This window comes from Pseudosulfitobacter sp. SM2401 (assembly GCF_042932805.1).
In the GTDB taxonomy this organism is placed as follows: Bacteria; Pseudomonadota; Alphaproteobacteria; order Rhodobacterales; family Rhodobacteraceae; genus Ascidiaceihabitans.
Window position 1 is genome coordinate 1 of record NZ_CP170635.1, and the last position, 22,080, is coordinate 22,080.

At 55.3% G+C, this 22,080-nt stretch carries 24 protein-coding genes and 2 pseudogenes; 6 read left to right on the forward strand and 20 right to left on the reverse strand.

Going from position 1 to position 22,080, the window contains the following annotated elements; all coding sequences use genetic code 11:
- Positions 1-336: 336 nt before the first annotated feature.
- The 4 genes and pseudogenes from ACFIO0_RS21075 to ACFIO0_RS21090 all read left to right on the forward strand — a co-directional run.
- Positions 337-1,025 (forward strand): annotated as a pseudogene (locus tag ACFIO0_RS21075) (IS30 family transposase); the annotation flags it as partial.
- Between the two features lie 3 nt (positions 1,026-1,028).
- Complete coding sequence (locus tag ACFIO0_RS21080; RefSeq protein WP_390915531.1) at positions 1,029-1,172, forward strand: integrase; 144 nt, start codon at positions 1,029-1,031, stop codon at positions 1,170-1,172.
- Between the two features lie 151 nt (positions 1,173-1,323).
- A complete protein-coding gene (locus ACFIO0_RS21085) occupies positions 1,324-1,566 on the forward strand; it encodes a hypothetical protein (protein ID WP_390915484.1) in 243 nt (80 codons plus the stop codon).
- Positions 1,544-1,741, forward strand: a complete 198-nt coding sequence (locus tag ACFIO0_RS21090) for a LysR substrate-binding domain-containing protein (RefSeq protein ID WP_390915485.1) — start codon at positions 1,544-1,546, stop codon at positions 1,739-1,741. The genes ACFIO0_RS21085 and ACFIO0_RS21090 overlap by 23 nt, the downstream gene beginning before the upstream one ends.
- Here the strand turns inward: ACFIO0_RS21090 and ACFIO0_RS21095 are convergent.
- The 15 genes and pseudogenes from ACFIO0_RS21095 to ACFIO0_RS21165 form a co-directional block, all read right to left on the reverse strand.
- Positions 1,689-1,889 (reverse strand): annotated as a pseudogene (locus ACFIO0_RS21095) (DDE-type integrase/transposase/recombinase); the annotation flags it as partial. The gene ACFIO0_RS21090 and the pseudogene ACFIO0_RS21095 sit on opposite strands and share 53 nt — an antisense overlap.
- Before the next feature lie 3 nt (positions 1,890-1,892).
- Positions 1,893-2,327: a heme-binding protein gene (locus ACFIO0_RS21100; RefSeq protein WP_390915486.1), complete on the reverse strand. Its 435-nt coding sequence runs from the start codon at positions 2,325-2,327 to the stop codon at positions 1,893-1,895.
- Positions 2,328-2,352: 25 nt separating this feature from the next.
- Positions 2,353-3,279: an SMP-30/gluconolactonase/LRE family protein gene (locus ACFIO0_RS21105; protein ID WP_390915487.1), complete on the reverse strand. Its 927-nt coding sequence runs from the start codon at positions 3,277-3,279 to the stop codon at positions 2,353-2,355.
- Positions 3,279-3,983 carry a cytochrome b561 domain-containing protein gene (locus ACFIO0_RS21110; protein WP_390915488.1) on the reverse strand — a complete coding sequence of 235 codons (705 nt, stop codon included), beginning with the start codon at positions 3,981-3,983 and terminating at the stop codon, positions 3,279-3,281. Before ACFIO0_RS21110 ends, ACFIO0_RS21105 begins: the two co-directional genes overlap by 1 nt.
- Positions 3,983-4,918 (reverse strand): ABC transporter permease subunit, encoded by a 936-nt coding sequence (locus ACFIO0_RS21115; protein ID WP_390915489.1) that lies wholly within the window; start codon positions 4,916-4,918, stop codon positions 3,983-3,985. The genes ACFIO0_RS21110 and ACFIO0_RS21115 overlap by 1 nt, the downstream gene beginning before the upstream one ends.
- 1 nt (position 4,919) lies before the next feature.
- On the reverse strand, positions 4,920-5,831 hold the full coding sequence (locus ACFIO0_RS21120) for an ABC transporter permease subunit (protein WP_390915490.1): 912 nt from the start codon (positions 5,829-5,831) through the stop codon (positions 4,920-4,922).
- A gap of 80 nt (positions 5,832-5,911) precedes the next feature.
- Positions 5,912-7,243, reverse strand: coding sequence for an extracellular solute-binding protein (locus tag ACFIO0_RS21125; protein ID WP_390915491.1), 1,332 nt, complete (start codon positions 7,241-7,243; stop codon positions 5,912-5,914).
- A gap of 30 nt (positions 7,244-7,273) precedes the next feature.
- Positions 7,274-8,362 (reverse strand): sn-glycerol-3-phosphate ABC transporter ATP-binding protein UgpC, encoded by a 1,089-nt coding sequence (locus tag ACFIO0_RS21130; RefSeq protein ID WP_390915492.1) that lies wholly within the window; start codon positions 8,360-8,362, stop codon positions 7,274-7,276.
- A gap of 105 nt (positions 8,363-8,467) precedes the next feature.
- Positions 8,468-9,502 carry a substrate-binding domain-containing protein gene (locus ACFIO0_RS21135; protein ID WP_390915493.1) on the reverse strand — a complete coding sequence of 345 codons (1,035 nt, stop codon included), beginning with the start codon at positions 9,500-9,502 and terminating at the stop codon, positions 8,468-8,470.
- Positions 9,503-9,560: 58 nt separating this feature from the next.
- Entirely contained in the window at positions 9,561-10,694 is a 1,134-nt protein-coding gene (locus ACFIO0_RS21140; protein WP_390915494.1) for a substrate-binding domain-containing protein, read from the reverse strand.
- A 99-nt stretch (positions 10,695-10,793) separates the two neighbouring features.
- Positions 10,794-11,915: an ABC transporter permease gene (locus tag ACFIO0_RS21145; RefSeq protein WP_390915495.1), complete on the reverse strand. Its 1,122-nt coding sequence runs from the start codon at positions 11,913-11,915 to the stop codon at positions 10,794-10,796.
- Complete coding sequence (locus tag ACFIO0_RS21150; RefSeq protein WP_390915496.1) at positions 11,915-12,673, reverse strand: ATP-binding cassette domain-containing protein; 759 nt, start codon at positions 12,671-12,673, stop codon at positions 11,915-11,917. The genes ACFIO0_RS21145 and ACFIO0_RS21150 overlap by 1 nt, the downstream gene beginning before the upstream one ends.
- 80 nt (positions 12,674-12,753) lie before the next feature.
- Positions 12,754-13,803: a substrate-binding domain-containing protein gene (locus tag ACFIO0_RS21155; protein WP_390915497.1), complete on the reverse strand. Its 1,050-nt coding sequence runs from the start codon at positions 13,801-13,803 to the stop codon at positions 12,754-12,756.
- A 29-nt stretch (positions 13,804-13,832) separates the two neighbouring features.
- Positions 13,833-14,858, reverse strand: a complete 1,026-nt coding sequence (locus ACFIO0_RS21160; protein ID WP_390915498.1) for an ABC transporter permease — start codon at positions 14,856-14,858, stop codon at positions 13,833-13,835.
- A complete protein-coding gene (locus ACFIO0_RS21165; protein WP_390915499.1) occupies positions 14,845-16,371 on the reverse strand; it encodes an ATP-binding cassette domain-containing protein in 1,527 nt (508 codons plus the stop codon). The genes ACFIO0_RS21160 and ACFIO0_RS21165 overlap by 14 nt, the downstream gene beginning before the upstream one ends.
- Before the next feature lie 125 nt (positions 16,372-16,496).
- On the opposite strand from ACFIO0_RS21165, the gene ACFIO0_RS21170 reads away from it, so the two are divergent.
- Positions 16,497-17,534, forward strand: coding sequence for a substrate-binding domain-containing protein (locus ACFIO0_RS21170; protein ID WP_390915500.1), 1,038 nt, complete (start codon positions 16,497-16,499; stop codon positions 17,532-17,534).
- Here the strand turns inward: ACFIO0_RS21170 and ACFIO0_RS21175 are convergent.
- Genes ACFIO0_RS21175 through ACFIO0_RS21195 form a run of 5 tightly spaced genes read right to left on the reverse strand, consistent with a single transcriptional unit; the run spans position 17,531 to position 21,019 of the window.
- Positions 17,531-18,532, reverse strand: coding sequence for a substrate-binding domain-containing protein (locus ACFIO0_RS21175; protein ID WP_390915501.1), 1,002 nt, complete (start codon positions 18,530-18,532; stop codon positions 17,531-17,533). The two genes, ACFIO0_RS21170 and ACFIO0_RS21175, sit on opposite strands and share 4 nt — an antisense overlap.
- 6 nt (positions 18,533-18,538) lie before the next feature.
- Positions 18,539-18,871, reverse strand: a complete 333-nt coding sequence (locus ACFIO0_RS21180) for a hypothetical protein (protein WP_390915502.1) — start codon at positions 18,869-18,871, stop codon at positions 18,539-18,541.
- Positions 18,868-19,755, reverse strand: a complete 888-nt coding sequence (locus tag ACFIO0_RS21185; RefSeq protein ID WP_390915503.1) for an NAD(P)-binding domain-containing protein — start codon at positions 19,753-19,755, stop codon at positions 18,868-18,870. The genes ACFIO0_RS21180 and ACFIO0_RS21185 overlap by 4 nt, the downstream gene beginning before the upstream one ends.
- On the reverse strand, positions 19,752-20,264 hold the full coding sequence (locus tag ACFIO0_RS21190; protein ID WP_390915504.1) for a gluconokinase, GntK/IdnK-type: 513 nt from the start codon (positions 20,262-20,264) through the stop codon (positions 19,752-19,754). Before ACFIO0_RS21190 ends, ACFIO0_RS21185 begins: the two co-directional genes overlap by 4 nt.
- The gene (locus ACFIO0_RS21195; protein ID WP_390915505.1) at positions 20,264-21,019 is read right to left on the reverse strand and encodes an SDR family oxidoreductase; all 756 of its coding nucleotides are present in this window, start codon (positions 21,017-21,019) and stop codon (positions 20,264-20,266) included. Before ACFIO0_RS21195 ends, ACFIO0_RS21190 begins: the two co-directional genes overlap by 1 nt.
- A 105-nt stretch (positions 21,020-21,124) precedes the next feature.
- Between ACFIO0_RS21195 and ACFIO0_RS21200 the strand changes: the two genes are divergently transcribed.
- Positions 21,125-22,072 (forward strand): NAD(P)-dependent oxidoreductase, encoded by a 948-nt coding sequence (locus tag ACFIO0_RS21200; RefSeq protein ID WP_390915506.1) that lies wholly within the window; start codon positions 21,125-21,127, stop codon positions 22,070-22,072.
- The last annotated feature ends 8 nt before the right edge of the window (positions 22,073-22,080 follow it).

Below are 22,080 nucleotides of genomic sequence, written 5' to 3' on the forward strand. Positions count from 1 at the left end.
TGTGGCGCTCGAAACTACGCGTAACTGTCTTGAACAAGATGACCCAGCGCCGTCGCTTAACTCGACAGTGAACGCCCGTTTTCGCAATTTTGATACATTACAAACAGTCTGGATCAGCGGGTGGTTAGATCATATTAAATTTATTAGCATAACAACAATTATGCGTAGTTTGATATGTAACCGGTGCGCGCTACTTTGAAGTGCGGTTCCTATTAGAAAACAATGGTTTATCTAATAGGAGGAACATCGCATGGGAGCCGTTTATACGCAACTGAGCATGCAAGAACGACGCAGAATTGAAGACTGGGGTGGCATGCAAAGGTGTCTGTCGCCGAGATGGCGCGGGCTTTGAAGCGTCACAAGTCGACGATCTTTCGCGAGATCAAGCGCAATTTCTGGGCGGATGACTCTTTGCCCAAGAAATACGCCGGGTACTTTGGAATGGCTGCGCATCAGCGCACGCAACGACGGCGCTCAACGCAGCGCAAGCTGATCCGGTATCCTGAGTTGTGCCAGCGCATTGTGGGCCATCTCAAGGTTGGCTGGACGCCCGAACAGATCGGCAATCGAATGATCTATGACGGGGTCAAACAACGAGTTTGCCAGGAAACGATCTATCGACACATCTACTCAAAAGAAGGCATGGCACAGGAGCTTTGGTGGTACCTGCCCTTGCATCGAAAGAACCGCACTCCTCGCCGTGCCCGCAAACGCCAGAAATCCAAGTTTGATCGAGATGTCAGCATTCTGTTCAGGCCAGACGATGTCGCCCACCGTCGCCAGTTTGGCCACTGGGAAGGTGATTTAATGCTGTTTGAACAGACGCGGGGACAGACCTGCCTCATATCGCTCGCAGATCGATCACATTTGACCGTGGTAGCAAGTTCGTCAGCTGGCCCCAACTGCAGGCTAAAATCGGTACACTAACTTGGTTCTGCGACCCTTCCTCACCGTGGCAAAAAGCAACAGTCGAGAACACCAATCGCAGGGCGCGAAGGGGGTTACCCCGCAAACGTGACATCAGATTGATGACAGACAAAGACATCAAGGTGATCAGCGACCAGCTCAACAATACACCGCGCAAATGCTTGGGATGGAAAACACCTGCCGAGGTCTTCAGAGAAAACATGTTGGCGGAAATGGGTCAATCACCCTACCCTGAAAAGCAATAGTAGTCGCGGTTCACGTATCGCTCACACCTTTTTGAGATGCGTAAGAGTAGGCTGTGGCGCTCTTCTAGACAGGCCGGCCGCTATCACCCAAGGTCCACATCGTTCCGCGCCAGGGGTAGTTGTAGCCCAGAGCAATCATAGGGTGGATGGTGTGAGCCATCAAACGACCTATGCGCCGGTGTCCACGATCCAAGGGCGCGTACCGTGGGAAAAAAAATTCGAACTGAGGAAGGCCGATAAAACCAAAGTCACCATTGAAGGTACTTCCCTCGTAAACATGGCCTTTCATGGGAACAAATTTGGCACGACGATGACCTTTGACGGTTCAGATCAAATCGTGCGTGCAGATCGCGCGGGCTTAGGTTTTGGACATGGCCGTGACGTGTGTTGCTGAAAGCGACTTGGCCAATGGCACATTGGTCCAAGCCCTTAATGATTGGACACCAGCTTACCCCGGCTTGTGCCTCTACTATCCACGACACCGTAATCTGAGCGCAAGCGTGAGAGCGTTTGTGGAGTTTGCAACGCAAGGTCGGTTGTCAAACGAGATTGTATCGACCAGCCGATGACGTGCCTGGAAAACAGATTAATGACCACCGCCAAGTATGACCATCCCTCATGGGTTCTGATGTAAGTGATGTCAGTCACCCAGACACGATCAGGCGTTCTCTCTTCAAACTGGCGCACCAAGGTGTTGTCAGCGACGACCGCTGGCTTGCTTCAACGCAACGGCGCGCTGTTGCATTTCGAATCCAACATGGCAATGGCGGCTTTGGCGACGGCGATGTCCTGATCCGCGCTTCCAGATCCAACCCCGATCCCGCCGACCAGCACACCGTTGACAAAGATCGGCAGGCCGCCCCCTAAGCCGGTCACCTGATCTTGGGTCGCCGCTGCTATCAGAGGTGCGACCTCTGCAGGGATCGCGCTGCTGTCGCCCCGGATAGAGGCGGCAGTGCGGGCTTTGGTCCGCGCACTTAACATGCTCAGGTATTTGGCCCCTGTCATTCTAAAACTGGCAAGTGTCTCGCCACTTTTATCAACAATTACAATGCATTGAGGTTGATCCATAGACTCGGCAGCTATGATCGCCGCATTCAGCATCTCAAGAACAGCAGTATGGGTCAATTCAAGTGTTTCAATGACGTACTTCATCTTTTTGGGCCTCCTGAGGTGGGGTTCAAATTGGCGAAATACCGTTAACGTTCAAATAAACGGCATAAAGCGAGGTTGTCCCGCAAATGAACAAGCGGTTCAGTTTTGGCCCGCCGAAACAGACATTGGCGACGAGTTCGGGAATACGGATTTTGCCAATCAGTGTGCCGTCTGCGGATAGGCAGTGCACGCCGTCCGCCGCCGAGGTCCAAATGCGCCCGTCGGTATCTACGCGGAAACCGTCAAAGACACCTTCGCTGCACTCGGCAAGCACCTCGCCGCCGCTCAGAGCACCGTCTGCACCAACAGTGTGACGCCGAATATGCGCAGGGCCGCCCGGCGTGTGTGTAACGCCTGTGTCCGCAATATAAAGCAGGCTTTCATCAGGCGAAAAGGCCAAGCCGTTTGGTTTGACATAGTCATCGGCCACAATTGTGACGGCACGGGTTTGTGGGTCAATCCGGTAGACGTGGCAGGCATCGATCTCGCTTTCTGCACGCATCCCTTCATAGTCCATCATGATGCCATAAGACGGGTCCGTGAACCAAATTGACCCATCACTTTTGACCGCAACATCATTCGGAGAATTCAACCGCTTGCCGTCATATTTATCGGCAAGAACGGTGACTGACCCGTCATGTTCGGTGCGTGTCACACGCCGGGTCAAATGCTCGCAGCTGATCAACCGGCCCTGCCGGTCTACCGCGTGGCCGTTGCTGTTGTTTGACGGCGCGCGGAATTCGGACACCGATCCGTCTGTTTCATCAAAGCGCATGATGCGGTTATTGGGAATGTCGGACCACAGCAGATAGCGACCTGCTGCAAACCACACCGGCCCCTCTGACCAGCGCGCGCCGGTCCACAACCGCTCAACCCGTGCATGACCGATGATGCAGTCGTTGAATGAAGGTTCCAACACCTCGAAACCTGTTCCTTCGATCACGCCAAACATCATCTTCTCCTTGTGGTGTGTTGCCACCAATTTGAAACCGCCTGTTGGTTTCCAGGGTGCGCGGGGTCCGCGCCCCAAATGGCCTGGTATGTGTCTACCGCCATACCACGACGCTGTAACGCTGCGAAAGTACAGGCATAAAACACCCACCAGAACGCAAGGGCAAGCCACATCCAACGGGGGCCGTTCACGTCCCACAAGCCAACGACAATTGTGGCCGCTGCAAGTATCAGCAAAAGGTATCCAAATGTCTTGTGGACCCGCTCAAACACAATGCGTCGGGGGGTCATGTCGTAATGGTCACCGCGCAAGGAGCCATCAGGCGTGGTTTCTGTCGGGCCCCCTTTTGAGCCGCGTGCGATGCCAAGCAGTGTTTGAAACAGCAGCCCAAGCAGCACACAGTACCCCAAGATGCGGTGCAAATCCAAATCCTGCCAACTTGGGGGCCAGACCAGGGCCAACCCCAGCAAAGTAAGCATGAATACAACCGATTGCCCCATCCAATGACTGCGCCACCAGACTTTGTTGTCAAGTTGCTCAGGCCATTTCTGCCCCGGCATGACTTTGAAAAAACGGGCGATCAACACAGCTGAAGGTGCCAAGACGCCCCACCCCATCACCATCGCGCGGGCATGCCATGACACGGCCCACCCCACATCATGTGCGCGGCTGGCATCAACAGGAGAGAGTAGCCATTCCCACATTAACCTTTGACCGCCCCAGCAGTCATACCCGTGATGATCTGCCGCGAGGCAAAAAGCGTAAAGATGATCGGAGGAATGGCCAGCAACATCCCCGTCGCCATGATCACACCCCACTCGACATTGAATTCGGACATGTTGTTCACGATCAGGATCGGCACAGTCTTTGTGTCACGATCCGACAGCGCAGAAGCCAGCAAATATTCGTTCCACGCAATGCGAAAGGTAAAGATCGCGGCGGCGGCAAGGCCGGGCTTGATGAGCGGTAATACGATCTTGAAAAAGACTTGAAACGGCCCTGCCCCGTCGACACGGGCTGCTTCTTCAAGTGAACGCGGGACTTGCACGATGAAACTTTGCAGGATCCAGATCACAAACGGCAGGTTCATCGCAACGTAGATCAGAATGATCCCCGAATGGGTGCCTGCAAGGCAAACATCGCCCCGCCCGCCAAAGGAATCGCGGATCAGCCCGCCGATCAACCCGTCTTTGTCGAGGCAGAATTCGTTGTTCCACAGACCAAACACCGGCACCAAAAGCACCGCAGGTGGCACCATACGCACCATCAACGTGGTCAGTGACACGGTATCGCGCCCCATGAACCGGAACCGCACAAGTGCATAGGCCGCCATACACCCGATCACCAATGTCAGCGCAGTAGAAACCAACGCGATAATCAGTGAATTGACAAAGGCGCCACCAAACTTGAGTTGGCAAAAGTCGAGGTGGTCAGGTTCGTACCACAACACGTCACACAAAGCAGTTTCATAGTTTTGGATGGTTGGCAGGAACAGTAGACCGGACGTGCCGCTGAGGATGTCCACGTCCAGCTTAAAAGAATTGACCAGCATCAGCAGCACCGGCCCAATCGACATAAGCACCAGAATTGCGATCAGCACATAAAAGGCCGGGTTCTGCTTTTCGTATTTGGTGCTCATCTTATGCGTCCTCATCAATGATTGCGCGGATGCGGGCCGCACGGGCCTCTTGCAGGCGTGTGAACAAGAACATGCCGACAGTCAGCGTAAGCAGCAGCAGCAAAAGGTAGTTGGACATTGCCGCAGCCACCCCAAGTTCGCGGAATTCAGTGGCTGTCCGCGAGATACGCAAGGCCAGAATTTCAGTCGACAGTCCGGGCCCGCCTTGGGTCATCACAAGGATCACCTCAAGCACTTTGAAGGCATCAATCAAACGCAACAGGCAGGTCACGATCAGCACCGGCATCATCAGCGGTATCTTGATGTGAACGATCTGCTGCCAAGACGTTGCGCCGTCAATTTTTGCAGCCTCAAGCGCGGAACCCGGCAAGGACTGCAATGCGGCCAGTGACAGAATAAAGATGAAAGGCGTCCACTGCCAAATGTCGGCAATAATGATGGACCCCAGCGCGTGTTGCCCGAGCCAGTCGATTTTGGGCAGGCCCCAATCGTCCAGAAAACGGTTAAACGTGCCAACTGTCGGGTGGTACATATAGCGCCACATCAGGCCAACCACGACAGGGGCAATCATCATTGGCAGGATAAACAACGTGCGCAAAACGGACATGCCACGAATGTTGCGATCAAGCAGTAGGGCGAGGCCAACGCCGATGATCATTTCGAAGGACACAACGAAGAAAGCGAACTTGAGGGTGACGCCAAGGCTCTCGTGAAAATTCGGATCGTTCCAAAGAGTAACGTAGTTCTTTAGGCCAACAAACTCTGCCTCGCCAATGGATTGGCTTGGATTCCAGTCCCGGAAGCTGCCCCAAATCATATACCCCAAAGGGTAAATCAGGGCCATGGCCATGATAACGACAGCGGGTGCCATAAACATGTAGGGCGTTAAACGATTTGCCAGTGCACGTGACATGACGGGGCTTTCTTTCCAGAGAGGGACGAGGGTGCTGTGCAAGGCGCAAGGCCCCGCACAGCATTATTTTGACACGAGGTTCAGTCGTTCCAAGTGTAGTAGCCTGCTTCGTCCATCACCACGCGTGCGCGGGCTGCAACGCCATCGAGAGCGTCTTGAACATCAAGATCTTCAGTTAGGACTTTGGACAATGTTGTGCCCAAATCGGCGTTGATCTTGCCCCAGACGGGGATGATCGGGCGCCAGTCAGGATCGGCGTGCTGAAGCGCTTCACCAAAAGTGGCCATGTGCGGGAACTTGGCGTTCACATCCGCATCCGCGTGGGTCGAGAACCGCGAAGGGTTGCCGCCTGCCATCGCGACCAGCTTGTCACCCTCTTTGGAGGTAAGCCACTGCATCAAGAGGAACGCCGCGTCCTTGTTTTCAGCATTGGCCGGAATGCCGATGCCAAAACCACCTGTTTGGCTGGCGCGCTTAGTGCCCATCGGGTGCAATGCCCACCCGACCTTGCCCACAACCTGGCTTTTGTTTGGGTTGTCGACCTGACCGGCCACGATTGTGGTATCTAGGAACATGGCTGTATCGCCATTCAGGAAAGACCCCAACGCTTCACCAAAGCCAAAGTTCACAGATCCTTCGGCACCACAATCCACAATGGTTTTCAACGCTTCGGCGGCTTTGACGCCTGCGGCATTGTTCACAACCGGTTCCCAGTTTTCGTCAAAGATCGCACCGCCCAATGGGTTGAGATGCAACAGGAACGCATGCGCTGCGTGATGACCAGAAGCCGCGCGCGATGCCAAACCGCCCATGCCCGGCTCAAGCTCAGGAATTTGGCACGCCAGAGCAAGCAGTTCGTCGTAGGTTTGCGGCACTTCAAGACCGTGCTTTTCAAAGATGTCCTTGCGGTAACCCAGCACGGACGTCTCGGAACCATAAGGCATCCCGAACAGCGACCCTGTAGCACCGGACAGATACCCGCGATCGCCGCCAGCAAAGCCGATATTGTAGACGTAACCGTCAATCAGATCAGCGGAATCATACGCCGGGTTTGCCAACTTGGGGTTCATGAAATACTTAGCCAGGTTTTCAAGCTGGTCGGCGTATACATAATCCGCCTTTGAAAACACAACATAGGCAATGAGGTCATAATCGCCCTCTTCCTGTGCCAGTTCGAGCGTTTGGCGTTCGCGCATTTTGAGGTAGGGCAGTTGGTCGACTTCAACCTCGATGCCGGTTTCTTTCGTGAATTCCGGCAGGATTTGCATGACCGCGTCGTAGTGCGGGTGTGCGGGGAAGTTTACGATCAACGTCGTCCCTTCATAGACGTCATAAGGGCCCGCGAAGGCGGTGCTTGCCATGAACACAGCGGTCGTCAGGCCAACTGCGGATGATTTAAGAAATGTATGCATGTTTCCTCCCTTATGCATTATTTTTTGTCGCTAGAGTGCGACTTCACTTGTGCGATCAAACAGATGTACCCCAACTGGGTTGATCGCGAATTTGAGCGTTTGACCCAAAGCCACAGGTGTTTCGGAATTCATCTCGACCATCACTTTGGCAGCGCCACACTGGCACAGCAAAACCGATTGCGCGCCGACATATTCCGAAACCATGACCCTTAATTCCAAGGCGGCGCCGCTGCTTGCATCAGCGTCATAGACAAGATCAGAAGGCCGCACGCCCATGGTAATTTGCTTGCTGGAATGTGCTTTCGCAGTCTGGGCTTTTGCGCCGTCCAGCTTGACGGCGAACCCGTCCCCCTCAACAAAAACATCCATGTCCCGCGCGACAATTTCGCCCTCGAGAAAGTTCATGGGTGGCATGCCCAGAAAACCCGCAACGAACTTGTTGACGGGACGCTTGAACAGCTCTTCGGGGGAGCCTTGCTGCTGGATATAGCCGCCGTGCATCACGACGATCCGGTCGGCGAGTGTCATTGCTTCGATCTGGTCGTGGGTCACGTAGATCATGTTTTTCTGAACACGCTGGCTCATCATGGCCAATTCGGCGCGCATTTGGCCACGCAGTTTTGCATCAAGATTTGACAGCGGCTCATCAAACAAAAACAGACCTGCATCACGGGTCAGCGCGCGGCCCATTGCAACGCGCTGGCGTTGGCCGCCTGACAATTCCCCGGGCTTCCTGTGCAGGTAATCTGTTAGTCCAAGAGTCTCGGCGACATCCCGCACCTTTTTGTGGATCTCTGCCTGTGGTCGTTTCTGCAATCGCAAAGCAAACGACATATTTTTGGCCACATTCATGTGCGGATAAAGCGCATAATCCTGAAAAACCATTGCCAGATCCCGGTCCTTGGGTTCGAGATGGCTGATTGGCTTGCCGCCAACATAAATCTCACCCTCTGTCACGTCCTCTAACCCTGCAATCATCCGCAGAGTGGTGGATTTTCCGCAACCCGACGGGCCGACCAGAACGGTAAATTCATTATCTGCCATCTCCAGCTCGATGCCGTGCAGCACCTGCACGTTGCCATAGCGTTTGATGAGGTTTTCAAGGTGGATCGTTGGCATGGATTCGCTCGCTCGCTTGTGTTACCGGTCACATTAACAATTGTGACCGGTAACACAAGCAATTTATGCGTAAGACCAACGCACTGAAAATACGCAATTATTAGATTATTTCGTACTGCCGCGAAAATTCAGATCAACATCTACACTGATTTGACGCGTGCCTGTCGCGGACGATGGCGTGTTGGCCAAGAGTTCCGCAATCATCTTGCCGGTGGCAGAACCGATGGCCTTTGGATCGACAACAACTGTCGTGATCGTCGGCGAAGCAAAGCGGGACACTTCAAAATTGCCAAAACCGACAACGCCAATTTCGCCCGGCACTTTGTGCCCGCTCGCGCTCAGTGCTGACAAAGCACCAAAGGCAGGCAAGTCAGAGACGCAAAAGATACAATCAGTATCCGGGTATTGGGCCAAAAGCGGCGGGACCGCAGCCGCGCCGTCCTCGATGGACAACGGCGGCTTTCCGACCATCAGCAACCGATGCGCAGACAGGCCGGCCTGTTCCATAGCGGCGATAAACCCAGCGCGGCGCGCAGCACCACGGGTCCAATCGTCATCCTCCTCGCCCAGAAAGGCGATGTTGCGATAGCCGCGATCAATCAGTGCGCTGGTCATCTGCGCCGCCGCGTCTGAATTGGAAAAACCAACAGTGTGGGCGACCGGGTCTTCGGGGCGCTCCCACAATTCGATGACAGGCACTTGCGCACTGTTCAAAAGCTGCAAACTGCGATCGGTATGGCCGTCATAGGACAACACGATCGCCTCGGGGCGGCGGCGCAACATCGTTTCGATCAGTTGCTCTTCGCGTTCGATCGAATAATCAGTATAGCCCAACAAAATTTGCAACCCGTTCGCTTCGAGTTCTTGGGTCAACGCCTGTACCGTTTCGCCAAAGTGTAAATTGTTCAATGAGGGCACCAACACGGCCACAAAACCAGATTTTTTGGTTGTTAGGCTGCCAGCCATTTGGTCGGGAACATAGTTCATTTCGCGCACGACTTGCAGAATATGCGAGCGGGTCGCCGAGGACACAGGGCTGTCCTTTTTCAAAGCGCGCGACACGGTCATCCGAGAGACCCCGGCGGCGCGCGCCACGTCTCGCATGGTCACTGCGGAACTTTTCTTATCGAATTGCGACACCCCAAACCTTCCTTTGTGAACGCTCACAATTTGGCTCAAGGTGTCGCAGGTTACAAGCTTAGCGGTTCAATGCACCAACACCGGAAAAGCGGAACGCTTCTGTTTCCAGCGCGTTCAGCTCGTCCGCGCTCATCTGGTCGTGGGCAATTGTGATGCGGCCCAAGAACACCAGCGGCAAGTCTGCGCCACGGTTTTCCAGATCAGCTTTGATCGCTTCGGCTGTTGCCGCACCGACATCGTCGCCCATGCGCATGGGTGTCGCATCCAGCTCACCGCGGCGGATCGCTTCCAGCTCAAGGCCAGTACCGCCCCAACCGGTTGAAAAGATCTCCTTTTCCTTACCCATGGCAAGTTGTGCTTCAACCGATCCCATGGCCATTGCCGTGTTGGCGTTGTGGATGATCTTGGCCTCTGGATAGGACTGCATGATCAGCGACGTGCCTTCAAACCCACCTTCGGTCTGATACTCACCGTAGTGCTCATAGACGGTGTTCCAGTTGCCCTTTTCCTCAACACAGGCTTTGAAATCGCCCGAACGTTGGTTGTCGGTGATCCCTGGAATACCGCGGTTCATCGCCATTGTGATATCGTTGCCGAGACGTCCCAGCATGTAATCACACATCGTCAGCGCCCCAGCGGCGGACGAAAAATCGAACCAAACGGCCGGTTGTTGCTTGAGATATTTCAGCGGTGTGTGGAAGGCCCAAACATAGGTCGAGAACCCGTCATTCCCGGCCAGTTTCTCGATGTTGTCACCTTGGATCGCCAATTCGGAAGGGCCAAAGATGACATAGTCGTAAAGGTCCGCATCTTGATCCACTTGGCTGGCGTAGGTTGCTTGCAACGAATGCTCGACCTGACGGCTGGCAAACTCGGTTGTCTCATAGGCAATGCCCAATTGCTCGAGCCGTTTTGTCATCGCCAGATAGTTACGTGCCCAAAAGTCTGAGGTATCAGCAGACGGATAAATCAGCGCAATCTGCACTGGTTTGTCGATAGAGCCTGTGAACGGCACAGCCTCACCACCGACCACGGCTTGCAACGCTTCCAATTTGCCTGGCGCGTTTACTTCGCCCGGCACCCAATGTTCGCGATCTGCAATCCCGGGCAGTTCTTTCAGGGGCAGCTGTGCGTGCCCGTCCGCGGATGCAGCACCTGTCAGCAAGGTACTTGTCATTAGAACAGTTGTCATTAATAGCTTCATTGCGGTTCCTCCCTTTGCAATGAGTGCGGAGCCACAGGTCGGTGTCAGGATGCACCCCTGACCCGACCACCCCGCATTTGATGGCCGTTACCCGCTTGCTTTTGGGTTTCCAGCCGACAGCAATCCAATTGCAAACAGCGCAATCAGAATGCCGATGAGAGCCGCACAAAAGCGCAGCATTTTCTGTCCATCAGGTGTGGTGAGCCCCGCAAGGATGCCCCCCGCCCCGTCGCGGTCTTTCTTTTGCATCCATGTGTAAAGAGCGACCGAGCTGATGATGACGACGCCGGATGCAACCGACTGCCAGAAGAATTCGATCCGTAGGGTGACAAGCGCATTGATCATCATCGACAGCAGCAACACGCCTGTAAATGAACCAACAATTGCGGCGCGTCCGCCAAACAGGGATGTGCCGCCCACGACGACAGCGGCGATGACATGCAGATTGAAATAGGGCGCCGAAGTTGCTTGGATCGCATTCAATTTACCGGTCAGCATGACACCCGCCAAAGCGGCACATGCCCCGCATAAAACATAAGCGTATACTTTGTGCCGCTTGACCGAGATGCCCGTCAGCTCTGCCGCTTCGGGGTTAGAGCCGATTGCAATCGTGTAGCGACCAAAATAGGTGCGCGTCAGCAGCACATAGCCCGCGATCATCGTGGCTGTGCCAATCAGCACAGGAATGGGCACGAAACCCGGTATCTGACCACGCCCAATGTCCGTCAGGAAATCAGGGAACCGCGCCAGAACCAGTCCCTTGGCAAGTACCAGAGCAAAGCCGCGATAAACCAGATCCATCGCCAGCGTGCCAATCAGATCAGGCACGTTGAATCGCGTAATAATCAGCCCGTTGATCAGACCCATCACCGCCCCCAGCGCAATCGCAATCGGCACAGCGACATAGACCGAGAACCCGTATTGCTTGATCAGGAATGCCATGATGATGCCTGACAAGGCGGCAATTGACCCGATAGACAGGTCAATGCCGCGTTGTGTAATCACAAACGTCATGGCCATCGCCATCGGCATATAAAGTGCGGCATCCAGTAAGATCAGGTTCAGGTTTGTGGCCCGGAAATAGCGCACGGGTTCCACCACCCCCATGAACGCCAAAATGGCAAGGATCATGACCATTGGGCCAATGATAGCCACATAGGGTTCTAACCGTTCGGACATAGACCGTGTGTTCGTATCTAACGCAGCCATTACGCGACCTCCTCTGTGGCACCGACAATCATGCCAAGCACCTCTTGTGTATTGCTGTCTGCGGTTTTGACCACGCCGACACATTGCCCACGCCGTTGCACATGGACCCGGTCCGCAACCTGAAAGACGTCATCCAGTGAGTGGCTGATCAGAATGACGGCCAAACCTTGCGCTTTGACCGCCTCAATCAGCTTCAATGTACGCGCAGTTTCCTGAGGGCCAAGGGCCGCTGTGGGCTCATCCATCACCAAAACGCGCAGACCTTCGTGATAGACCGCGCGTGCAATCGCGACGGCTTGGCGCTGCCCACCAGACAGGCTGTCTGTGGGGGCGTCCATTGACTTGAGCTGCACACCCAAACGCTCCATCAATACGCGTTCTGCTTCGGCGCGCATGCGTTTGTTGTCGAGGATGGTGATGCCAAAAACCTTGCGCGTCAGCTCATTGCCTAAAAACATATTCGCTGCGGGATCAAGGTGATCCGCCAGCGCGAGCGTCTGGTATACCGCGTCGATCCCCATCTTGATGGCTTCGGCATGGTTGCTGAACGCCACCGGCTTGCCATCCATAAAAATCTCGCCGGCGGAGGGTTGATAGACCCCGGTTAGCACCTTGATCAGTGTCGATTTACCTGCCCCGTTGTCGCCAACAATCGCCAACACTTCGCCCGCGTGGGCATCAAGGTTCACGTCTTTTAGCGCTGTCACGCCGCCAAAGCGTTTCGTCACGCCGCGCATCTTCACCAGTGGTGTGTCCATCTGCCGCCCCCTAATCAATTATGTTCAATGGTCCCCGCAGGTGCCCTAATCCGAAAATCGAGGCACCCTTCGGGAGTTGTTTATTTGCCCCAAAGCGTGGTGTAGGCCGCGCGATATGGGCTGTCGGGGTCGAACTGGTTGCTGTCACCCATCTTGGCCAACCCTTCTTGGGTCACCAAGGCAGGCGAGGTGATATAGCCTGAACATGCCTCACCTTGCACCGCGCGGTTCAACTCATCGACCAACTGCCAGCCTTGCAGGTTCAATGGCTCAGCGACGGTAATCGCTTGGTACTGCGCGCTGCGAATGCGTTGAAAGGCCGCCTCGGACCCGTCACCGGCAGAGCCTGCCAGCGGCGCGCCATCGCCGCCAATCCCGGCAGAGGCGAGGGCCGGACCCATGAAATCAAAGTATAGATCATTGATCGCCAGCGCATGTGTCCAGCTTGCGCCGTACTTTTGCAAAAGGCTGGTGGTCAATGGGCCCATCCGGCTGGAGGTGTCTGCGATGGGCGTGTCGACATATTCCAATACGGTGCCGCCCATCTGTTCGATGGTTTCTTTGATGCGGTCGGCCTTGTCGATGGCGATTTGGTAAGTGCTATCGGTAAAGATAACCACACCCACATTGTCGCCTCCGTCTTTGATCGCCCATTCGGCGGCCACTTTGGACACGGTCATCGCGTCCGTGGACACATTGGCGAAAATGCCACCCGGCGCGTCACAGCCAATCTTGGGGCCAGAGTGCCAGGCAACCATGGGGATGTCGGCAGCTGCGACGCCTTCAAGGGCAGCTTGTTGTTCCACAGCATCAAAACCGTTGATGATGATCCCGTCTGGCTGCAAGGCCATGGCTTGACCAATCGCCGCAGTGCGCCCTTGGATTGAGCCGCCGCCGTCCAACACGCGCACGGTCCAGCCGATCGCATCTGCGGCCTCCTCAACGCCATTTGTGACGCCTAGAATGCCACCGTTTTTCAAATCACCCGCCAGCACGACGATGGACTTGCCTGTCGCGGCCTTGGGTCCTGTCGTGGGGCCATCAAATGGCACCTCTGCCAATGCTGGAAATCCCATCGCTGCGATGACACTTCCCACCAAAACGGTGTTCAAAAATGTATTCTTTTTCATTGTCGTTCCTCCCTTTGCAAACGTAATTTTCAACGCTTCTTTTCTGCACCTTTTCGGCGTTGCGCGTACCCTGCGATCCCGATTGCGACCAACAGAGTGACACCATTGAACAGTGGCTCAACCCAGAAGGAGCCACCGAATTGCTGAATACCCGAGATGCCAACAGCGAGAATGGCGACACCGATGATGGTGCCCCAGACGTTGACGCGCCCCGGTTTGATTGTTGTTGAGCCCAAAAAGGCGCCGACCAGTGCGGGCAACAAAAATTCAAGCCCTACCGACGCTTGGCCAATCCGAAGTTTCGAGGCAAGGATCACGCCCGCCAATGCAGTGATCGCACCGGACGTCAGAAACGCACCAATCACATATTTCCGTGTCGGAATGCCGTTCAACTCGGCAGCCTTTTGGTTCGCCCCAATCGCATAGAGGTATCGGCCAACTGGCGTATATTCGAGAACGATCCACATCACGATTGTGATTGTCAGCACGTAAAAGCCAGTGATCGGCAAGCCAAATACAAATGTGCCATTGATCGACAAGAACCCGTCCGGCAACACGCCGACCATTTGACGCCCGCCTGTGTGCCACAACGCCAGCGCATACAGCACCGTGCCCGTGCCAAGCGTTGCGATAAAACTGTCGATCTTGGCCACTTCGACCAGCAGACCGTTCAGGAAACCAGACAGCGCGCCCAAGATCAGCACGATCGCAACCGCCAGCGGCCAAGGCAGGCCATAAACCGTCTGCAAACTGATGGCGAGGATGTGCCACAACACGATGCCATACCCCACAGTCAGATCGATCCGGCCCGCCGCCATCGGGATCATCGCGCCCAGCGACAACAGCGCAATAATCGCTTTGTCAGACACAATCGCGCGCAGGTTCAGCATGGTGGGAAACGTGTTCGGCAGCAGGACAGAAAACAGCCCGATCAGAAACACTGTCAGGATTACGAGGCCATAAACCGGCAAGAACCGCGCAATGCGCCCACCCAGTGACACACCTTTGAGATCAGCTTTGGTCGGCTCTAACGCCCCTGATTTAAGAGACTGCATTCGTGACTTCCTTTTTGTGCGCGATGTTACCGGCAGAGGCTGATTGGATAAGATTTTCAGTGGTCAGACGCGTGCCGGACAATTCGTCGACAATCGCGCCTTGGCTAAAGACGATGGCACGGTGGCAAATCGTGGCGATCTCTTCAAAGTCAGTTGAAACAATCACAATCCCAACCCCTTCAGCGAGCGCACGATTTAACAACGCGTAAATCTCGGCTTTGGCCCCCACATCAACGCCCGCGGTGGGGTCTTCGCAGATCAACAAGCTGCGCTTGGTGGCCAGCCACCGGCCAATCACGACCTTTTGCTGGTTGCCGCCAGACAGCGCTTCGATGGCAAGGCTGGGGTCATTGGGCGACAGGCCCAGTTCGGCACCAATGATGCTGGCCTGTTCGGCCTCGGTACGGGGTGACAATAGATTGAGGATCTGGCGCCCGATGCCACCCGGATTGAGGAATGTGTTTTCGCGAATGCTCAGGTTCATTGCGACAGATTCTTCTGTGCGATCCTTGGCCACCAAACCGATACCCGACGCCATCGCCTTTTGCGGTGTCGACAAATCGGGCGATTTACCACGCAGCGTGACCGTGCCGTCAAAGGCCTCAAGACCGAATAACGCGCGGCTGATTGTTTCGTGCCCTGCTCCGCGCAAACCCACAAGGCCGACAATCTCGTTTTCGGCCAGCGCAAAGTTCAGCGGCCCGACTTCACCCACCTCAAACGCATTCAGCGTCAGCACATTGCTGCCCGGCGCATCGGTTCCCTTGACCGTCTCACGGGTTTTGCGACCGACAATTTTTTGCACCAGCTCTTCGGGTGTGGTGTGCGCAATTTCACGCATGCCCACCATGACCCCATCGCGCAACACGGCAACTCTGTCCGCCACCTGAAAGATCTCATCAAGGCGGTGGCTGACGTAAATCATGCCCACGCCTTGTTCGCGCAGCGGACGGATCGCAGCAAACAGACGTTCGACCTCGTCGGCAGGTAGCGACGCTGTGGGTTCATCCAGCACGAGAAACTCGCTGTCTACAGCCAGCGCGCGGGCAATCGCAACGAGTGATTTTTCCGTACGCGACAGATCTTCGACGCGCATTGTAGGGTCAAAATCGCAATCGACTTTCTTGAGGGCTGCCGCCGCAAAGCTTTCGACCTCGGACCAGCGGATCAAACCGTTCTTGCGCGAAAATCCCAGCGCAAGCGCTATGTTTTCTGCGACCGTCATCCATTCGATCAACCCAAGGTCCTGGTGAATGAAAGCCACCTTTTGCCGCTCGCCGAAACCGGCCGGGCGGTGCTGGTAGGGTGTGCCGTCGATCAGCACACGGCCCGCATCAGGTTGATGGATTCCGCCAAGCACTTTGATCAGGGTTGATTTGCCAGCACCGTTCTCGCCCAACAGCGCGACAATCTCACCGCGTCCAACGCTAAGCGACACATCCTTAAGCGCATATGTGCCGCCAAAATGCTTTTCAATACTGTCAAAAAACAGACCTGATTGCAGGCTCTGCATGGCGTCGCCCCCCCTGTTCGTACGGCTCAACCCTCCCGTTGAGTTACCCGTAACGTTATGCTATTGTTTTGCGAATACGACGCATATGTCAACGATTAAGTTACCCGTAACGTAAAAATGCAAATATGACTGAAAAAACAAACAAAAACAATAAGATAAGCCTACATCAGGTAGCCACCGCAGCAGGTGTTTCCAAGATGACAGCAAGCCGAGTCTTGCGCGCCGAAGGCGGATATTCTGAAAAGACCCGCGCGCGGGTAATGGAGCAAGTCGAGCTGCTGGGCTACTTGCCGAATCGCTTGGCGACGGTTTTTGCTGGCGACCAAAACTCCACCTTTGTCGGCGTGTCTATTCCCGACCTCGGTAACGAAGTTTTTTCGTTGGTTCTGGAAGGCATCGATCGCAAGCTGGGGTCCTTTGGACACCAGAGCGTTCTGGGCATGACGCAGCACACCCAACAAGCAGAAGAAGACTGGATTAAGACCGTGTTGTCCTGGCAGCCGGCCGGATTGATCCTGACGGGCCGGTATCATTCGGCGCGCGCCACCGACATGCTGCGCAATGCGCCTATTCCGATCATCGAAATCTGGGATCTCAACTCAAGCCCGCTGGATATGAGTGTTGGGATTAACCATTTTGATGCGGGCTTTGATATGGGCCGATATCTGGTCAACTGCGGTTACCGTAATATCGGCTTTGTGGGCACATCGCACGATACAGCCAATGCCGCCACAACGCGGCTGACTGGTTTTTCCAAAGCCGTGGAAACGGGCGGCGGCGAGGTGACCAAACAGCTGTGCCTGCATGACACAGCCAGCTATTACCCCGGCTTTTACGGGACCGAACAATTGCTGGCCTCGACCCCCGGCATTGATTGCATTTTCTATCAGAATGACACGATGGCTTTTGGCGGCATGCAATACTGTCTCTCAAAGGGGCTGCATGTTCCCGACGATATTGGCATCGCAGGATGGGGCGATTTGCCGATTTCAGCAGTGCTGCCAAAGCGCCTGACGTCGATGCATGTTCCACATCTGAAACTGGGCCAAGCGGCGGCTGAGATGATGATGTCGCGACTGTCAGGTGAACCAACGCCCCATGTGCGTGACATCGGCTTTTCTTTGATCCCGGGTAGCACGGTGCGTCGCCCTAAGGGCGCTTAGACCGTTTCGCCGCGCACCAGCGTCGACCCTACGTCTATCCGTTGAGCATCGGCCTGCCCCGCGAATATATCCGCTAAAACGCCTGCGACTTTGCGGCCAATTTCATTGGCATGCACGTTTACGGTTGTGATCCGTGGGCTTGATACGGTCGCAACATCAAAATTCCCAAAGCCGGTGATCGCGATATCTTGCGGTACACTGATGCCCAACCGCCTGCATTCGTTCAGCGCGCCAAAAGCCACGGGGTCGGACACGCAAACCAACGCATCAAAGCCATTTACGGCCTGCCCAAGGTCTTTGACAGCCTGCGCCCCATGCCGCATCGAGACAGGTGCCGCGCCCGCGTCAATGAACCGAACCTCTGGCAAACCAAGAGCGTGCGCCGCCGCAATCACACTGTCACGCCGCGCAGAACCACGCATATCACTGCCCGCTGACGCACCAATGAAAGCAAGCTTGCGCCGCCCGTTTTGCGCCAGTTCGTTCACGATCTTAGACATCGCTTCTGCGTTCGAAAACCCAACGACATGCCCCAAGGGATCTGTGGCCAAATCCCAAATCTCGATGACCGGTATTTGCGTCTTCTCCAAAAGACCACGCGTCTGCGGCAAATGGTACCCTCCGGTCAGGACGATCGCCTCGGGGTTGCGGGCCAGCATCTGGCGGACGATCTCCAGCTCTTTATCAACGCTGTAATTCGTGCTGCCTAACAGCAATTGCATGCCTGTGCCTTCCAACCCATCTGAAAGACCGCGAAATGTTTCAGCAAAATTAGCGTTGTTGATTGAAGGCACAGTGACCGCGACAAACCCGCTTTTCTGGGTGCGAAAGACTTGGGCAGTGCTGTCATAGACATACCCCATCTCATCCGCACATTCGCGCACCAACGCGCGTGTTTTCGCACTAACTGTTGTGTCACCGCGCAGGGCACGGCTGACAGTCATAGGCGATTTTCCCACCACCCGCGCCACGTCGCGCATCGTTACCCTGCCGGTCATACTAGATCATGCTTTGTATTCATTCAGTTGCGTTACATGATGATGAATGCGCCCGTCAAAGAAGTCTTCGACAATTTCGCCGGTGACTTCTTTTGATTGATAGCGCGCAGGTGCTTCAAGTGCCGCTTCCATCACGCTGGTATCAGGATAGGTGATCGCAAGGATCAGTGGGAATTCAGGTGCGCCATCATCACGGTCATCGCTGAACATCACGCGCACGTCCGTATTGCCGGGGAACTGCGTCCACAAGGGGACAAGGCGTTCCTTGACCGCTGCACGAAACGCTGCGACCTCGCCGTCTTTGACGGTCCCCTCAAACAAAGCGAATCTCGTAATCATGCGCCAAACTCCTCTTTTGCACCTTTGAAATATTCCATGACGGCGGCTTGATCCTCGCCACCAAGACCCGCAGCCGTGAGCATCCGGTGGATCTCTGCGCAAAGTGCGGTCAATGGCATCGATGTGCCGGTCTGACGTGCCAGATCGTTCACCGCATTTAGATCTTTAACCATGTTGTCGATCCGGCCCGTACGTCGGTAATCCTTTTGGGCAAACCTAGGCAAGTATTCTTGAAGCAACGCAGAATCCGCGCGCCCGCCTTTAAGCGCTTGCGGTATCTTGGTTGCATCAACCCCTGCATCCAGGGCCAGCTGGGTGGCCTCCGCGACCGCCAAAAACCCCAGACCGCACAACACCTGATTGATCAGCTTTGTCGTCTGCCCTGCCCCTGCCGGCCCCATGTGGGTGTAATTGGACGCGACGTGTTTCAACGCCACATGCGCCCGCTCAACATCCGCCGCCTCTCCTCCCGCCATCAAAGTCAACTCTCCGGTCAGTGCTTTGGGGACGCCACCGGACAGTGGGCTATCGACCCAAGCAAGGCCCTTTTCAGCAGCCATCTTGGCGAATTTCTGCGTGGCATCTGGCTCAATAGACGACATGTCGATGATGACAGTGCCTTTGGCGGCCCCCTCGACAATGCCGTCCTTGCCAAAAGCCGCCAAGCCGACGATGCGCGAGGCATTCAGGCTGGTGATGACAAAATCAACGTCCTGACTGGCAAGGGCAGCGGAATTTGCAGCCACCGCACCTTTCGCCACCAATTCCGCCACTTTATCCGCATCCAGATCAAAAACCTTGAGGGAATTGCCCGTCTCTAACAAACGCGCGCCAATGGCACCGCCCATGACGCCTGCGCCGATCAAAGCTATGCGTTCGCTCATATCATCGTCTCCTTTACGTAAGTCTCTGCTTGCGCGATCACATCTGGATAGGCTTGCGCAATATCAATCTGGCCACCCCATTCGTCTTTTTGCAAATGCTCTAGTGTTTCGAACTGGCTGTCCAACAACGCAGTCGGCATAAAGTGCCCGCCACGCCCGGCAACACGTCTGGCAACACGGCGGGCCAAAACAGCTTGGGGCGCATCAAGATGCAGAAAATGTACCGGCTCCGGCACCTTGGACCTAATGATGTTGCGGTATTTTTTCTTGAGGGCCGAACAGCCTATCACAACAGGCTTTGACCCTTTGGCAAGCACCCGTCCCACATCCGCCAACCACGGTGCCCGATCCTTGTCATTCAGCGGCTCACCACGCGACATTTTCTCAATGTTACTCTGCGGATGCAGGTCGTCACCATCAATAAAAGTCATACCACACATGACCGACAGCGCCACACCCACCGAGGACTTGCCGCAACCCGATACACCCATCAACACATAACACCGCATCAAAGCGACGCCGTAATGCCGCCATCGACATAAAGTATATGGCCATTCACAAAGCTGGACGCCGCAGAAGACAGAAAGACACAAGCGCCCACCAGTTCATCGACATTCCCCCAACGACCGGCTGGCGTACGCTTTTCCAGCCACGCAGAGAAATCTTTGTCTGCCACCAGGGCCGCGTTCAACGGCGTGTCAAAATACCCCGGAGCGATGGCGTTACACTGCAATCCGTGCTGGGCCCAGTCGGTTGCCATGCCTTTGGTCAAGTTGCCAACAGCTCCCTTGGTCGCGGTGTAGGGTGCAATGCCCGGCCGCGCGAGGGCGGTTTGAACGCTTGCGATGTTGATGATCTTGCCAGCGCCCCGCCCGATCATATGCCGCGCCACCGCTTGCCCGACATGAAACACGCTCGCCACGTTGGTTTGTAGCAATTTTTCAAATGCCTCTGCCGGAAAATTCTCAAGCTCGGTTCGATGCTGCATGCCTGCATTGTTGACCAAGATGTCTATGGATCCGCCTGCCGCTTCATAACCGTCCACGGCTGTGCGCACGGCCTCGTGGTCCGTGGCATCAAAAGCGAGCGTTTCTACGCCCTCTCCTAGGTCCGCTGCCGCCTTAGCCAATTTGTCTGTGTCACGACCATTCAGAACAACCTTTGCGCCAGCGGCTATCAGCCCCTTGGCCAATGCAAATCCAATGCCTTGTGATGATCCCGTGATCAGGGCGGTTTTTCCAGCGAGCGAGAATAGGTCAGACATGGCGGTCCCTCATTTTGAGTTTTTGGTATGAAAATCTTGACAGAGCGATTTTGTTACCGATAACATGTTACCGATAACAACGTATGTCAAGTTAGGAATGAAACAATGTCGAAACCCGCAATTTTGCAAGTTGGCCCCTACCCCGATTGGGATCAGGAACCGCTGGATGCGGCGTTTGACGCACACCGCCTATTCGAAGCAAGCGACCGTGACGCTTGCCTTGCAAAAGTCGGTAAAGATGTACGTGCCATCGCCACGCGCGGCGAATTGGGTGCCGACCGTGCAATGATCAGCGCCTGCCCAAACCTCGAAATGATTGCCGTTTACGGTGTTGGCTATGACGCTGTCGATCTGGCCGCCTGTCGCGAACGGGGCATTGCAGTGACCAACACGCCTGACGTCTTGACCGAAGATGTGGCCGACCTTGGAGTGGCGATGATGCTCTGCCAATCTCGCGGCATGATCGGCGCTGAAAAATGGGTCCGGGACGGATCATGGAACGCCAAAGGCCTCTATCCCCTCAAGCGCCGTGTGTTTGGGCGCAAGGCTGGCATTCTAGGGTTGGGGCGCATCGGTTTTGAGGTCGCAAAACGTCTGGCCGGCTTCGGGATGGACATCGCCTACAGTGATATCGCAGCCAAAGACTACGCGCCTGATTGGACGTTTCTGCCTGATGCAGTTGCATTGGCAACGCATGCTGATTTTCTGTTTGTCACCCTCGCCGCCTCAGACGCCACGCGCCATATTGTCGGCACGGACGTGCTAAAGGCTTTGGGGCCGGATGGCATGGTCATAAACATCTCGCGCGCGGCGAACATTGACGAAGAGGCGCTGATAGCGGCGCTTTCATCCGATGTGATCGGCTCTGCCGCCTTGGATGTATTTGAGGGCGAACCGGCACTTGATCCGCGCTTTTTGGCATTGGAAAATGTCCTCGTGCAGCCCCACCATGCCTCAGGTACAATCGAGACGCGCCAAGCCATGGGCAAGCTTCTGCGGGACAATCTCAGCGCGCATTTCGCAGGCCAACACCTGCTGACCCCAGTTACTTAAGGACAAAC